Source organism: Youngiibacter fragilis 232.1 (assembly GCF_000495435.3).
GTDB classification, from domain to species: domain Bacteria; phylum Bacillota; class Clostridia; order Clostridiales; family Clostridiaceae; genus Youngiibacter; species Youngiibacter fragilis.
This window is the reverse complement of record NZ_AXUN02000205.1, coordinates 44,901-58,367: the sequence shown is the minus strand read 5'-3', so window position 1 is coordinate 58,367 and position 13,467 is coordinate 44,901. Positions and strand designations below refer to the sequence as shown.

Below are 13,467 nucleotides of genomic sequence, written 5' to 3'. Positions count from 1 at the left end.
TAAGTTTACAGTCTATTTGGAATGCGCGTATTGTAAATCCAGAGAATCGATTTTCGATATGGTGCCTGAGCATGTCTCAGCTCTATTGTCCTGTTCATATTCTCACTCTTGTTAATATCTTAAGTCATTTATAAACTCAAATTAAAATACACTACCGTTTTCCACGGCATTTTCAATATTCTAGTCCCTTTTCTTCTTCTGGGTCCTGTAGTTCGTATTTCCGCCTGAGATGTTGTACACCATTTTGAAACCGCTATTCAGGAGTATGTTCTGGACGGCATTTCCGGTAGTGCCCTTGTTGCAGTATGCTATTACGGGCTTTTCCCTGTCAAGGCCCTCGAGCTTTCCCCTTACGGTCTCGTGCGGCATGCTTACGGCTCCTTCAACATGACCTTCCTGGTACTGGCTCTCTGCTCTCGCATCGATTATCTGCACCTCCTCGCCATCATAGGTTCCGCTTCCGATTAGCCTCGGGTCGGCGATACTCCTGCCTCCGTTTATCGCATTGTCAAGGATCATCCCTGTGTACATCACGGGGTCCTTGGTTGTGGAGAACGGAGGAGCATACGCAAGGTCAAGGTGGAAGAGGTCTTCAGCCCTTGCACCGAAGGAAATTGCAGTAGCGAAAACATCGATCCTCTTGTCAACTCCGCCGTATCCGACTATCTGGACACCGAGGAGCTTTCCTGTCTTCCTGTCAGCAATGGACTTTATGACCATTTCCTTACCGCCATAATACGTGGGCCTGTCAGGCTTTATGTTGTGTGACACTTCGATGTCGCAGCCTTCCTGAAGAGCCTCCCTCTCTGTAAGCCCGGTCTGGCCAACAGTCATGTCAAACACCCTGAAGATTCCGGTTCCAAGTACTCCCCTGAATTCAAGGCTGTCATTGAAGATCGAGTTTCCAGCAATCCTTCCGGTCTTGTTTGCTGTGGATCCGAGCGGCCTGTATACAGGCTTCCCTGTGATGACGCTGAAGCTCTCTGCGCAGTCACCGCAGGCATATATGTCATTTATGCTTGTTTTCATGGACCTGCCAGTGCGTATCGCCCCGGACTGTCCGGTTTCGATTCCGCAATTCCTTGCAAGTGTGGTCTCAGGTCTTACCCCTATTGCAAGTATCACCATGTCCGCCTGAAGGGTTTCACCGGATTCAAGCGTAACCCCCGATACGGTCCCATCTCCCTGAATGGCAGCTGCAGAGGTCCCGAGGTGAAGGATTACACCTTTCTTTTCAAGGTAGTCCCTGAGATAGTTTGACATGTCGCTGTCGAGCCCCGGTGTGACCTGAGGAAGCTTCTCGACCATATGGACTTCAAGACCATTCTTCACCAGCACCTCGCATAACTCAAGCCCGATGAAGCCGGTTCCCACGATCACAGCCCTTTTCGGGGACCTCGACCTGAGGAATTCCCTTATCCTGTCTGCGCTCTTGACATTCCTCAACGTGAAGACACCGTCCAGGGATATCCCCTCCATCTGAGGTACGAAAGGCCTGGCTCCGGTAGCTATGATGAGCTTGTCATAAGATTCCTCATATTCCCTTCCGTCAGTGAGGTCCCTTACACTAAGGGATTTCCTGGTCGGATCTATTGCCAGCACCTCATGCGAGGTCCTCACATCGACATTGTACTTGTCCCTGAAGAAGGCAGCATCCCTTGGGACGAGCTCGCTCCTCTTCTCCACTTCTCCTCCGATGTAGTAAGGGAGGCCGCAGCCTGAATAGGAAATGTCACTGTCCTTATCGAATATTATGATCTCAGCATCCTCGCTGTTTCTTCTTGCCTTTGCAGCAGCGGAAGTTCCTCCTGCCACCGCCCCGATTATAAGTATCCTCATATGTTTCCCTCCATGTTTCGATTCTCAAATCTAATTATATCGATATGACTTTGGTTATGGAAGGATTCCTGCAAGAATTAACACAAACGCAACAAAAGGCATCCAGACGGATACCTCTTGTTATCCATCCGGATGCCATAATGTCAATATTCCTCAACATCTCGGCGAGTTCCCTTGAAGTTCTTCTTTTTCATGTGCCTTGCATGGAGCACCTTTTCAACATCGCTGATGCTGACTCCCCTCTCATAGAGGAGCACCGACAGATGGTAAAGTACGTCTGCGGCTTCGTTTGCCAGCTCTTCTTTATCGCTGTTCTTCGCAGCGATCACAGCCTCGAAGCTTTCTTCGCCGAACTTCTTTGCTATCTTGTCAGTCCCTGCTGTAAGGAGGTAGTTGGTGTAGGAGCCCTCTTCAGGATTCTCGGCCCTTTCCCTTACTGTATCCTCAAGGTCCCTGAGCGTGAATGAGACATCAAGGTCAAAGCAGCTTTCAGTGTTCCTGTGGCAGGTCGGTCCCTGGGGGTCAACCTGCACAAGGAGCGCATCGCTGTCGCAGTCAAGGTACATATCCTTTACTGTCTGCACATGTCCGCTTGATTCGCCCTTCATCCAGAGCCTTCCCTTGCTCCTTGAGAAGAACCATACGACACCCTCGGCACAAGTGCGCCTGAAGGCCTCCTCGTCCATGTAGCCCACCATCAGCACGTTCTTGTTGGTATGGTGCTGAAGCACCGCTGTAAGAAGCCCTTTGTTGAAATCAGGCTTCAGTTCGCTGTAATCAGACATTCCTTATTGCAACCCCTTCCTTTGCGCAGGCTTCCTTGACCTCGGATATGCTCACCTGTTCGTCGTGGAAAATTGATGCTGCAAGTCCTGCAGAGACATCGGTCTCCTTGAAAAGGTCAACGAAATGCCTGGCGTTCCCTCCTCCTCCGGAGGCTATTATAGGTATGTTCACGATTGACATGAGCTTCCTTAGAAGCCTGTGGTCGAAGCCCTGCTTCATTCCATCATAGTCCATGCTTGTCACAAGGAGCTCTCCGGCTCCAAGTTCCTCGACACGCTTTGCCCACTCAAGGGTCCTTATTTCGGTAGGTCTCTTCCCGCCATGGGTATAGCAGAACCAGTCACCCTTCTCCTCGTCCCACTTGGCGTCTATCGCTACGCAGGTGCACTGGGCACCGAACATCTCCGATGACCTCCTTACAAGGTCAGGGTCCCTGAGCGCCGCAGAATTGAGGCTCACCTTGTCAGCCCCGGCGTTAAGCATCCTTGATATGTCTTCAACGGATTTCAGCCCGCCTCCCACGGTCATGGGAATGAAGAGCTGCTCTGCCGTCCTTCTTATGACGTCTACCATGAGCGCATGGCCAGTTTCCGTTGCAGATATGTCAAGGAACACAAGCTCGTCAGCGCCAAGGTCGTTGTACCTTCTGGCCATGGCCACGGGATCGCCGACCTCCCTTAGTCCCTTGAACTGTATCCCCTTTACCACTACGCCGTCCTTGACGTCGAGGCAGGGTATTATCCTTTTCTTGATCACTTTACATCCCTCCAGAACTCAGGGGTGTTTGCCGCTTTCCCTACGATCGCAGCATGGACTCCCAGTGCATCGAGGCGCATTATGTCCTCCATGCTCCTGACCCCGCCTGAAGCGGTTACGGGGTGGACGGAGAGCTTTGAAAGCTTCGCGGTAAGCTCGAAGTTAGGTCCCGCCATCCTGCCGTCCTTTGAGATGTCGGTGAATATTATCCCTCCGAGGGGTATGCTGTTCGAACGCTCTACGACCTCGTATATTGTCTCGCCAGTCTCTTCGGTCCAACCGTTCACGGAGACCATCTCTTCCCTGGCATCAAGGCCCAGGTATATTTTCCCCGGAAAGGCATTGGCCATTTCAGCGAGCCACTCCGGATCCTTAAGCCCCCTTGTACCGACAATGAGATATGAAGCTCCGGCTTCAAGGTATGACTCAATGATCTCCCTTGAACGTATGCCTCCGCCTATTTCAACAGGCAGCGGGCAGTTCCTTATGAGACCTCTTATGAACTCGGATTCCTCAGGACCCTTCTTCAGGGCACCCATAAGGTCTACGATATGTATCCTCTTGACCATGCTGAAGCCTGAGTAGAAGGCTATGGCCTCTTCAGGCGTCCTCTCCATCTCAGTGCTTGTTCCGTAGTCGCCTTCAGTCAGCCGCACGCTTTTGTTTTCAATCAGGTCTATGGCAGGCCAGATTTCAATCATAGGAATCCTCCTTTCAATGCCTTGTCGAGTATTGCAAGTCCTGCATAGCCGCTCTTTTCCGGATGGAACTGTATCCCTATGAGGGAGCCCTTCTGGACTATAGCTGTTATCCTCTGGCCATAGTCTGCCCAGGCCACCACGTTCTCATCGGTGGCAACCTTATATGAGTGGATGAAATAGACATCCTCCTCGAGGCTGCCATCCTTTGTTACCAGTGTATTCCATCCAAGGTGAGGTACGGGAAGGTCGCTCCTTATGAGCTCCACTTTTCCTGGAAGGTAGCTGAGTCCGTCAACATCACCTTCCTCGCTGTGGGAAAAGAGAAGCTGCATGCCAAGGCAGATCCCTATGAAGGGCTTCGACCTTCTGAGCTCATCAAGCACAGGTATGAGGCCTTCCTCCCTGAGCCTGTCCATAGCAGCCTTGAAGTGGCCTACACCGGGAAGTATGACATGTGAAGCCGCTGCAAGTACCTCCGGGTCCTTTGTCAGCACGACATCATATCCCAGGTATTTCAGCGCATTCTTGAGGTTCTGTATGTTGCCGAGACCGTAGTCAACCAATGCGACCATCTAGAGCACTCCCTTTGATGAGGGCACCCTGCCCGACTGGGACGGAGAAAGTGCGATCCTTACGCTCTGGGCAAAGGACTTGAATATGGACTCGATCTCATGATGCGAATTTCCTCCCCTTATGAGGTCGATGTGCACGGTATACCTGGCATTGATGACAAGAGCCCTGAAGAATTCCTCCACCAGCTCAGTGTCAAAGGTCCCTACCTTTTCAGTCGAGAACCTGGCGCCGAACGAAAGGTAGGGCCTTCCGCTGACATCCGTTACGGTCCTTGACAGGGTCTCGTCCATGGGCACGTATGCATGCCCGTATCTTGTTATCCCGGCCTTGTCAGCCGACATCTCGGAAAGGAGCTGGCCAAGGACTATACCAACATCCTCAACGGTATGGTGGTCATCCACGGTCACATCGCCGTCAACTGTGCAGTTCAGGATAAAGTGGCCGTGGAATGCGAAAAGGTCGAGCATGTGGTCAAGGAACCCGACACCTGTGTCTATGCTCGACGGTCCTATTCCCTTCTCTATCGATATGCTTATCTTAGTTTCGCTGGTCTCCCTAATCTTCTTGAATATCAAAGCTTTGCCCTCCATTCCTTAAGGACCTCATGAAGCCTTTCAAGGTCCTTTTCTTCTGCTATGGAATATCTTACGACGTCCTTTAGACGATCATCCTTATAGAGCCTTGGCAGGAATCCCTTCTCCATGATGTATTCACCAAGTGAAGGAGCGTTCTTGCCGTATGTGAACACGAAGTTGGTCTCGCTTGGAAGCACTTCAATGACATCGGAGACAGTTTCACTGAAGATCTCCTTCAGTTTGTCAGAAAGGGCCCTCTGCCTGCTGAAGAATGCCCTAAGGTCGTCCTCGTGGGTAAGTAGGTAGGTCCCGATATTCAGTGAAAGTGAATTCACTGGGTACGGGTGGGCTATGGAGTTCAGCATCTCGATGGTGTTCCTCGTCGATACCGCCACGCCAATCCTCAGTCCTGCAAGCCCGTATATCTTGGACAGGGTCCTTATTACAATGACATTGTCACCGGTCGGCTTTTCGTAGCTCCTGCTTGAAAACTCCAGGTATGCCTCATCCACCACCAGGTAACCGCCTGCTTCAGTTACTGCAGCGGCGATTGCCTCCACGAACGAATCGCTGTGCATAGCCCCTGTAGGGTTGTTGGGCTGTGAAAAGATGAAGAAGGAAGGCTTGTGCTCCCTTATTGCCTGAACTGTCCTCTCCTCGTCGAATGTGAAGTCATCGTTGCATGGGACCTTGATGACAGGTCTCTTCAGCTGCCTGGCGTAACCCTCGTACATCGAGAAATCCGGGTCCAGCGTCATCATCGGACCTTCTCCGAGAAGTATCATGAACTTCTGTATCCACTCGTCGGACCCGTTGGCAATCGCTATGCACTTAGGGTCCAGATGATGGAACTTGGCGTATGCTTCAACGAACCTGTCGTGCTCCTCTGCGGGATACCGGAAGAACGGTGTCTCCTGTATGATCTCCCTGATCTTCTCCTCTGAAAGCGACGGAACGGGGCTTTCATTCTTGTTTATCCTTATCATGCTCTTCCCCCCATCCTTTTGGATACTGAATCCCTGTGCGCAGCAAGAGACTCCTCGTTCGCTATGGCAACCGCTGTAGCTGCGCATTCCATGAATGTCCCCCTGCTCAGTGCGATCACTGAGTTTGTCCTGAGGAAGTCGTTCACAGAGAGCCCGCTGGCAAACCTTGCATTCCCTGAAGTCGGAAGCACATGGCTCGGACCTGCGGAGTAGTCCCCGATAGCTTCAGGCGAGTACTCCCCTATGAAGATCGCTCCTGCAGTCCTTACATTATCCACATAGTCTTCGGCATCGGCTGTCTGTATGGAAACATGTTCACCGGCAATCAGGTTGACGATACCTATGCTCTCAGCCCTGTCTGATGTAAGGATTGCATAATGGTTATTGGCAAGGCTTTCTTCAATTACATTTATCCTTGGCTGAAGAAGCTTCTGCTTCATGAGCTCCTCTTCGATGTCAGACAACACCTTTTCATCGGAGCTTATGAGGAAGGTCCTCGCCATCTCGTCATGCTCGGCCTGGGCAAGTATGTCCAGAGCCACCCACTCCTTGTTTGCGGTATGGTCAGCGACTATGACTATCTCTGAAGGTCCTGCTATGGAATCTATTCCAACATCACCATATACAAGCTTCTTTGCTAGGGCAACGTACTGGTTGCCGGGTCCCACTATCTTGTCTACCCTCGGTATTGTCTCGGTGCCGTATGCAAGCGCTGCGACAGCCTGGGCTCCGCCGGTCTGGAAGACCCTGTCCACTCCAGAGATGTAGCATGCTGCAAGCGTAGCCCGGTTGATTCCATCCTTCTGCGGTGGTGTGACAACCACTATCTCCTCAACACCAGCCACCCTTGCAAGGACTGCAGTCATGAGGACCGTCGAAGGATAGCTTGCCTTTCCGCCCGGAACGTAAATCCCGACACGCCTCAGCGCATGGACCTTCTGGTAAAGCTCCGACTTTTCCATCTGCTTCCACATTATGGTCTTCTGGTATTTCTCGATGTTTCCCTTCGAGAGAAGAAGGGCAGCCTTAAGCTCCTCATCAAGCCCGTTCCAGGCATTCTCCATTTCGGACGCGGGAACTTCAAGCTCGCTGGTTTCGACTCCGTCAAACTTCAGCGAGTATGACCTTAATGCGGCATCACCCTTTTCCCTGACTTCCCTGATGATGTCCATCACCGAGGCTGCCTTGCTGAAGTCAAGGGTATCCATTTCCTTGTATGCCTTCCTGAATTCATCTGCACTGATCATCATTTCACCTTCAACCGCTCTATGATTCCCTGGATCTCATCGTATTTGATGAAGTAAGCGTGCTTGTTGGATATGAGCCTCGCGTTTATCTTGTCCAGGGTCACCCTTTCCTTGAGTCCGTTCTTTTTCAGGGTATCCCCCGACTGCACGATGTCCACTATGGCATCGGCCATTCCGATCACTGCAGCGAGCTCGACAGAACCCTTGAGGGGTATGATCTTTACAGGCTGCATTATCGAGTCGAAGTACCTTCTCGTATAATTCACATACTTCGTGGCTATGACGTCATACTTCTTTTTGGCCTCAGTACTTGCAATGGTGAAGTGGCAGTAGCCGAACGGAAGGTCCATGAGGCTGTTGACGCCTGTCTCGGTCTCCATGAGTATGTCACTGCCTGTTATGCCAAGCTCAGCTATCCCTTCCGCAACATAAGTAGGGACATCATCCCCCTTGACGAGAAGGAAACGCACGTCCCCTGCCTCCACCACCAGCTCCCTGGTGACCTTTGAGAGGGCATCTACCCATTCGGTTATTCCCCTCTCCTTGATGTAGCTTATGAAATCAGTGTACTGTCTTCCCTTTGACAGCGCTATTGTAATCATTTGTTCCTCCTAACCGTTGATCCCCATTCCGAATGCCTTTGAAGAGCTTGTGTACTGCCCTCCTGAAGCCTGCGGCTCAGTCTCGTTCTTTTGATAGAGCTGTATGAATATTCCCCGGTAATACGATTGTCTCGGCATTACAAGGGTGTCTATATATACGTTCTCGATTGAAAGCTTCCTTAGCTTGTCCTCCCATACCTTGAGGTCCTCAATCTCCTGTGCAAGCTCAGGAAACCTTCCCGCAATGTATTCGAGCTGGTCCTCAGGCCTTACCTCCATAAGTCCGATGACAGGATGGTCCTTTGACAGCGCATGTGAGAGCGCATCCCTGTTCCTTTCAGAAACAAGCCTGTGGATCATCGGGTCCTCCATCTGGTCCTTCGTTAGGAGCTTCTTCAGGAGCTTGTTGTGGGAGATGACCGCTATGGATATGTTCTTCTTCAGATGCTCCTTCATGAATGCAAGGACATCCGAAAGGACCTCCTGCTGCGCGGATATATCTGAAGTGAAGGTCTCGACTCCCATTTGGTGGATCGTCCCGGATTTCTTGTATACCATCCCGGCATAGGCTATCTTCTCCGCCTCAAGCTCGTACTGCTTCCTGTACCTTACGATGGAATTCGTCCAGTCGCTTCGAAGCGCATGGAGCACACCGCCGTCGGTCCAGGAATGCCTCTTGTCCATCATCTTCTGGTCATCAAGGGTGATGCTTCCCCAATTGAAGGTCTCCACCACATTGAGGTCCACAAGGTCATAGCCAAGCTTGGCCATGAACCTCAGAAAATCCATTTCCTGCTTCTTGGTCTTGAGAATTGTGTCATTCATAGTTATCCTGTTCAAGAAATCACTCCCATCCAATCTGAGGACAAGGCAGGATGTACCGTCAGCCTGTAATTGTCCTTCCTCTGTATGATAATATATAGTAACATAGATGTGAATATTAATGCAAACAAAGGAGGCTTTATTCGTGAAAGACATGCATATGCACACAGATTACTGCCCCCATGCCTCGAGGGACAAGGCAGAGGAATACGTACTGGCATCCATCTCGAAGAACCTTGACGAGATAGCCTTCACAGAGCATGCTCCCCTGCCGATCGATGACACTGTTCCTGCAAAGGACAGTGCCATGTCAATTGAGGATGTTGACCTGTACCTTAAGGAGATATCCCTTCTCAAGGAAAGGTACGTAGGAAAAATCATAATAAACGCAGGCTTCGAGATAGATTACATTGAAGGAATGGAGAAGGAAACCATGGAGTTTCTGGGACTTCATCCTGAGACAATCCCTTATTCCATAATCAGCGTACATTTCGTGCTGCTTGACGGCAAGTATTTCTGTGTCGACTATTCTCCCGGATCCTTTGTTGAAAAGGCTGAGGAGACGGGCTTTGAAGCTATCGGCAAAGCCTATGAGGAGACCCTTATCAAGGCTCTTTCAAAACCTTATGGAAACCTCACTCCAAAGAGGATAGGACACCTTGACCTCATAAAGAAGTTCAAAGGGTTCCACGGGAAAAGACTGGACCTGGACATTGACAGGATACTTTCAATTGTAAAGGAGAACGGATATTCACTTGACATCAACACATCAGGATATGACAAGGAGTATTGCGGTGAACCATATCCATCCCAGGATATCATCAGGAAGGCAGTCAATTTGGGAATACCGGTTGTCACAGGGTCTGACGCCCATAGCGCGAAAGAGGTTGGAAGGCATTTTGACAGGGTCAGTGAATTCACCGGCTGAAAATGATCATAAACCATTACTGCAAATGGATACTTTGAATGCAAAAGGGATCGCCAATCTGGCGATCCCTTTGATTTTTCTAGTAAACCTGAGCTGCAAGCCTCTTGTAGCCTTCCAGTCTTTCCTTCGCGTCCTTCTCTGTCTTTTCGAACAGGGCTTCTGCGACATCCGGATAAGCCTGCTTGAGTGAGGAGTACCTTACTTCGCTCTCTATGAATTCCCTGAAGCTCCTTGTAGGCTCCTTTGAATCCAAAGTGAACGGGTTCTTTCCCTCTTCCTTGAGAAGCGGGTTGTACCTGTAGAGCGACCAGTATCCTGACTCTACCGCTCTCTTGGTCTGCTCCTGGCTGAAGCCCATTCCAAGCTTCAGTCCCTGGTTGATGCACGGAGCATATCCGATGATGAGTGACGGGCCGTCGTATGCTTCAGCCTCTGTAAGGGCCTTCATGAGCTGGTTCTTGTCAGCTCCCATACCAACCTGTGCCACATATACGTATCCATAGCTCATTGCCATCATTCCGAGGTCTTTCTTCTTGGTCCTCTTTCCTGATGCAGCGAACTTGGCGATAGCTGCTGTAGGTGTGGACTTGGATGACTGTCCGCCTGTGTTGGAGTAGACTTCAGTATCGAATACGAACACGTTGATGTCCTCGCCTGTTGCAAGAACATGGTCAAGTCCGCCGTATCCGATGTCATATGCCCATCCGTCTCCACCGAATATCCACTGGCTCTTCTTTGTCATGTAGTCCTTGTTCTCGTAGAGCTCCTTGGCTGCCGGGAACTTGTCAGCAGCTTCCTTGAGTACAGGAAGAAGTGCTGCCCTTGCCGCCTTTGAACCTTCACCGCTCGTGAAGTTGTCTGCGAAATTCTGGAGCGCTGCCTTAAGCTCTGCCGATGCTGACTCTTCTGCAAGAAGTGATTCAGCAAGAGGAAGAAGCTTTGCCCTCTGTGCGTTGTGGCCAAGGTAAATTCCAAGTCCGAATTCGGCATTGTCCTCGAAGAGTGAGTTAGCCCATGCAGGACCCTGTCCGAGATGGTTTGTAGTGTAGACTGTAGCTGGTGCTGAAGCTCCCCATATGGATGAGCATCCTGTTGCATTCGCTATCATCATCCTGTCTCCGAAGAGCTGGGTGATGAGCTTGGCGTATGGCGTCTCACCACAGCCTGCGCATGCTCCTGAGAACTCGAGCAGCGGCTGTTCGAACTGGCTGCCCTTCAGTGTGTGCTTGCTCATAGGATTAGCCTTTGGAGTTACTTCAAGTGCATAATCCCAGTTTGTAAGCTCATGCATCTGAGTCTCGATCGGCTTCATCACGAGTGCCTTGTTAGGTGCCGGGCAGATCTGTGCGCAGTTTCCGCAGCCTGTGCAGTCAAGCACTGATACCTGTATCTTGTATCCGTAGTCTGCGAATGCCTTGCCGCCGATTGCCTTCTTTGTCGCGAATCCTTCCGGAGCCTTCTCTATCTCAGCCTGGTCCAGGAGGAACGGTCTGATTACAGCGTGAGGACATACATACGAGCACTGGTTGCACTGTATGCAGTTGTCTATCTGCCACTCAGGAACGTTGACTGCTATTCCCCTCTTCTCGAAGGCTGATGTTCCCATCGGGAATGTTCCGTCTTCTCTTCCGAGGAATGCTGATACAGGCAGCTTGTCGCCTTCCTGTGCATTGATCGGCTGGAGAAGCTTCTCTATGAATTCAGGTACTGCCTTCTCATCTGCCTTGGCATCAGCTGCCTCAGCCCATGATGCAGGAACCTCTACCTTGACAAGTGCGTTTACACCCCTGTCTATGGCTTCGTTGTTCATTGCGACGATCTTCTCGCCCTTCTTGCCGTATGACTTGTATACGGCTTCCTTCAGCTGCTTGACCGCATCCTCAACAGGGATTATGTTGGCAAGCTTGAAAAATGCCGACTGCATGATCATGTTGATCCTGGTCCCGAGTCCGATCTCTGAAGCTATGTGCTGTGCATCTAGGATGTAGAACTTGATATCCTTCTTTGCGATGTAGTTCTTCATCTTCGCAGGAAGCCTTGTTTCAAGCTCTTCAACGGACCATGGGCTGTTGAGAAGGAATGTTCCGCCAACCTTGAGTCCTGAAAGCACGTCATACTTGTCCACATACGATGGGTTGTGGCATGCCACGAAGTCCGCGTTCTGTATGAGGTACGGGCTCCTTATCTTCTCTTTTCCGAATCTCAGGTGTGAGACTGTTATTCCGCCTGACTTCTTTGAGTCATATGAGAAGTATCCCTGTGCATACATGTCTGTGCTGTCGCCTATGATCTTTATGGCTGACTTGTTTGCTCCGACTGTTCCGTCTGAACCAAGTCCCCAGAACTTGCACTGGATGGTTCCCGGTGCTGACGTATTTATCGGCTCATGCTTGGCAAGGCTTGTGAATGTCACATCATCCTCTATTCCTATCGTGAATCCGTTCTTGACTTCGTTGAACTTAAGGTTCGCGTATACGGCGAATATCTGGTCTGGAGTAACATCCTTTGAACCAAGTCCGTATCTTCCGCCAACGATGACAGGTCTGTCTTCAACTTCATAGAATGCATTCCTTACATCCTGGTACAGAGGCTCTCCGGCAGATCCGGGTTCCTTTGTCCTGTCAAGGACTGCAATCTTCTTTACTGTCTTGGGGATTGCGTTCATGAAGGCCTTTGTTGAGAACGGTCTGTAAAGATGCACGTTCACGAGACCTACCTTTTCGCCCTTTGCTGTCAGGTAGTCGATAACTTCGGAAGCGGTATCGCATACCGAACCCATCGCTATGATCACATGCTCAGCGTCTTCAGCTCCATAGTAGTTGAAAAGCTGGTAGTTTCTTCCTGTAAGCTTGTTGATCTCCTCCATGTAGCCTTCGACTATCTCTGGAATCGCTTCATAGAACCTGTTCGCAGCTTCCCTTCCCTGGAAGTATATGTCCGGATTCTGAGCTGTTCCTCTGGTCACAGGTCTTTCTGAGTTGAGTGAGTTTGCCCTGAATGCTGCGACAGCATCCTTGTCAAGCAATGCCTCAAGTTCGTCATACTCTATGACTTCGACCTTCTGGACTTCAGCTGATGTCCTGAATCCGTCGAAGAAGTTGAGGAATGGGACTCTTCCCTTGATAGCTGCAAGATGTGCAACTCCGGCAAGGTCCATGACCTCCTGGACATTTGACTCAGCAAGCATGGCGAAACCGGTCTGCCTTGCTGCCATTACGTCCTGATGGTCACCGAATATTGAAAGCGCATGTGCCGCAAGTGCTCTGGCACTTACATGGAATACTCCAGGCAGGAGTTCTCCGGCAATCTTGTACATGTTTGGAAGCATGAGCAGAAGCCCCTGTGATGCTGTATAGGTTGTGGTCAGAGCACCGCCCTGCAGTGATCCGTGAACTGCGCCTGCGGCTCCCGCCTCAGACTGCATCTCAGTGACCTTTACAGTCTGACCGAAAATGTTCTTCAGTCCCTTTGATGCCCATTCGTCCACACTCTCAGCCATAGTGGATGATGGTGTGATTGGAAATATCGCCGCTACATCTGTGAAAGCGTACGAAATGTGCGCCGCAGCGGTGTTTCCATCCATGGTTTTCATTTTTCTCATGTTTGTAACCTCTCCCTTAAACATATTTGAAATCCGGCCTAAAGATTTCAT

General features: G+C 50.5%; 12 protein-coding genes. 1 reads left to right on the top strand and 11 read right to left on the bottom strand.

All coding sequences use genetic code 11. The features are described from left to right. Window positions 1-180: 180 nt before the first annotated feature. From T472_RS15785 to T472_RS15740, 10 genes are all read right to left on the bottom strand, one after another. Complete coding sequence (locus T472_RS15785) at window positions 181-1,839, bottom strand: FAD-dependent oxidoreductase (RefSeq protein ID WP_023388569.1); 1,659 nt, start codon at window positions 1,837-1,839, stop codon at window positions 181-183. A 143-nt stretch (window positions 1,840-1,982) separates the two neighbouring features. Then, window positions 1,983-2,624 (bottom strand): bifunctional phosphoribosyl-AMP cyclohydrolase/phosphoribosyl-ATP diphosphatase HisIE, encoded by a 642-nt coding sequence (gene hisIE / locus T472_RS15780; protein ID WP_023388570.1) that lies wholly within the window; start codon window positions 2,622-2,624, stop codon window positions 1,983-1,985. Continuing rightward, the gene (hisF, locus tag T472_RS15775; RefSeq protein ID WP_023388571.1) at window positions 2,617-3,381 is read right to left on the bottom strand and encodes an imidazole glycerol phosphate synthase subunit HisF; all 765 of its coding nucleotides are present in this window, start codon (window positions 3,379-3,381) and stop codon (window positions 2,617-2,619) included. Before hisF ends, hisIE begins: the two co-directional genes overlap by 8 nt. After that, window positions 3,378-4,082: a 1-(5-phosphoribosyl)-5-((5-phosphoribosylamino)methylideneamino)imidazole-4-carboxamide isomerase gene (hisA, locus tag T472_RS15770; protein WP_023388572.1), complete on the bottom strand. Its 705-nt coding sequence runs from the start codon at window positions 4,080-4,082 to the stop codon at window positions 3,378-3,380. Before hisA ends, hisF begins: the two co-directional genes overlap by 4 nt. Continuing rightward, complete coding sequence (gene hisH, locus T472_RS15765; RefSeq protein ID WP_023388573.1) at window positions 4,079-4,654, bottom strand: imidazole glycerol phosphate synthase subunit HisH; 576 nt, start codon at window positions 4,652-4,654, stop codon at window positions 4,079-4,081. Before hisH ends, hisA begins: the two co-directional genes overlap by 4 nt. Continuing rightward, window positions 4,655-5,230, bottom strand: coding sequence for an imidazoleglycerol-phosphate dehydratase HisB (gene hisB / locus T472_RS15760; protein ID WP_023388574.1), 576 nt, complete (start codon window positions 5,228-5,230; stop codon window positions 4,655-4,657). Continuing rightward, complete coding sequence (locus tag T472_RS15755; RefSeq protein WP_023388575.1) at window positions 5,227-6,216, bottom strand: pyridoxal phosphate-dependent aminotransferase; 990 nt, start codon at window positions 6,214-6,216, stop codon at window positions 5,227-5,229. Before T472_RS15755 ends, hisB begins: the two co-directional genes overlap by 4 nt. Next, on the bottom strand, window positions 6,213-7,466 hold the full coding sequence (gene hisD, locus T472_RS15750) for a histidinol dehydrogenase (RefSeq protein WP_207643985.1): 1,254 nt from the start codon (window positions 7,464-7,466) through the stop codon (window positions 6,213-6,215). The genes T472_RS15755 and hisD overlap by 4 nt, the downstream gene beginning before the upstream one ends. Then, entirely contained in the window at window positions 7,463-8,065 is a 603-nt protein-coding gene (gene hisG / locus T472_RS15745) for an ATP phosphoribosyltransferase (RefSeq protein ID WP_040907912.1), read from the bottom strand. The genes hisD and hisG overlap by 4 nt, the downstream gene beginning before the upstream one ends. A 9-nt stretch (window positions 8,066-8,074) precedes the next feature. After that, a complete protein-coding gene (locus T472_RS15740; RefSeq protein WP_207643984.1) occupies window positions 8,075-8,890 on the bottom strand; it encodes an ATP phosphoribosyltransferase regulatory subunit in 816 nt (271 codons plus the stop codon). A 151-nt stretch (window positions 8,891-9,041) separates the two neighbouring features. Here T472_RS15740 and hisJ point away from each other — a divergent pair, with 151 nt between their 5' ends. Continuing rightward, on the top strand, window positions 9,042-9,815 hold the full coding sequence (gene hisJ / locus T472_RS15735; protein ID WP_242864820.1) for a histidinol-phosphatase HisJ: 774 nt from the start codon (window positions 9,042-9,044) through the stop codon (window positions 9,813-9,815). 79 nt (window positions 9,816-9,894) lie between these two features. On the opposite strand, the gene nifJ is transcribed toward hisJ, so the two are convergent. Beyond that, the gene (nifJ, locus tag T472_RS15730) at window positions 9,895-13,416 is read right to left on the bottom strand and encodes a pyruvate:ferredoxin (flavodoxin) oxidoreductase (protein ID WP_023388579.1); all 3,522 of its coding nucleotides are present in this window, start codon (window positions 13,414-13,416) and stop codon (window positions 9,895-9,897) included. Window positions 13,417-13,467: the final 51 nt, after the last annotated feature.

Excerpts from the sequence above, each read along its gene's own strand:
- hisG (WP_040907912.1), bottom strand. The coding sequence starts at position 8,065 with ATGATTACAATAGCGCTGTCAAAGGGAAGACAGTACACTGATTTCATA.
- hisIE (WP_023388570.1), bottom strand. The coding sequence starts at position 2,624 with ATGTCTGATTACAGCGAACTGAAGCCTGATTTCAACAAAGGGCTTCTT.
- T472_RS15785 (WP_023388569.1), bottom strand. The coding sequence starts at position 1,839 with ATGAGGATACTTATAATCGGGGCGGTGGCAGGAGGAACTTCCGCTGCT.
- T472_RS15740 (WP_207643984.1), bottom strand. The coding sequence starts at position 8,890 with ATGAATGACACAATTCTCAAGACCAAGAAGCAGGAAATGGATTTTCTG.
- hisH (WP_023388573.1), bottom strand. The coding sequence starts at position 4,654 with ATGGTCGCATTGGTTGACTACGGTCTCGGCAACATACAGAACCTCAAG.
- nifJ (WP_023388579.1), bottom strand. The coding sequence starts at position 13,416 with ATGAGAAAAATGAAAACCATGGATGGAAACACCGCTGCGGCGCACATT.
- hisD (WP_207643985.1), bottom strand. The coding sequence starts at position 7,466 with ATGATGATCAGTGCAGATGAATTCAGGAAGGCATACAAGGAAATGGAT.
- hisJ (WP_242864820.1), top strand. The coding sequence starts at position 9,042 with ATGCATATGCACACAGATTACTGCCCCCATGCCTCGAGGGACAAGGCA.
- T472_RS15755 (WP_023388575.1), bottom strand. The coding sequence starts at position 6,216 with ATGATAAGGATAAACAAGAATGAAAGCCCCGTTCCGTCGCTTTCAGAG.
- hisA (WP_023388572.1), bottom strand. The coding sequence starts at position 4,082 with ATGATTGAAATCTGGCCTGCCATAGACCTGATTGAAAACAAAAGCGTG.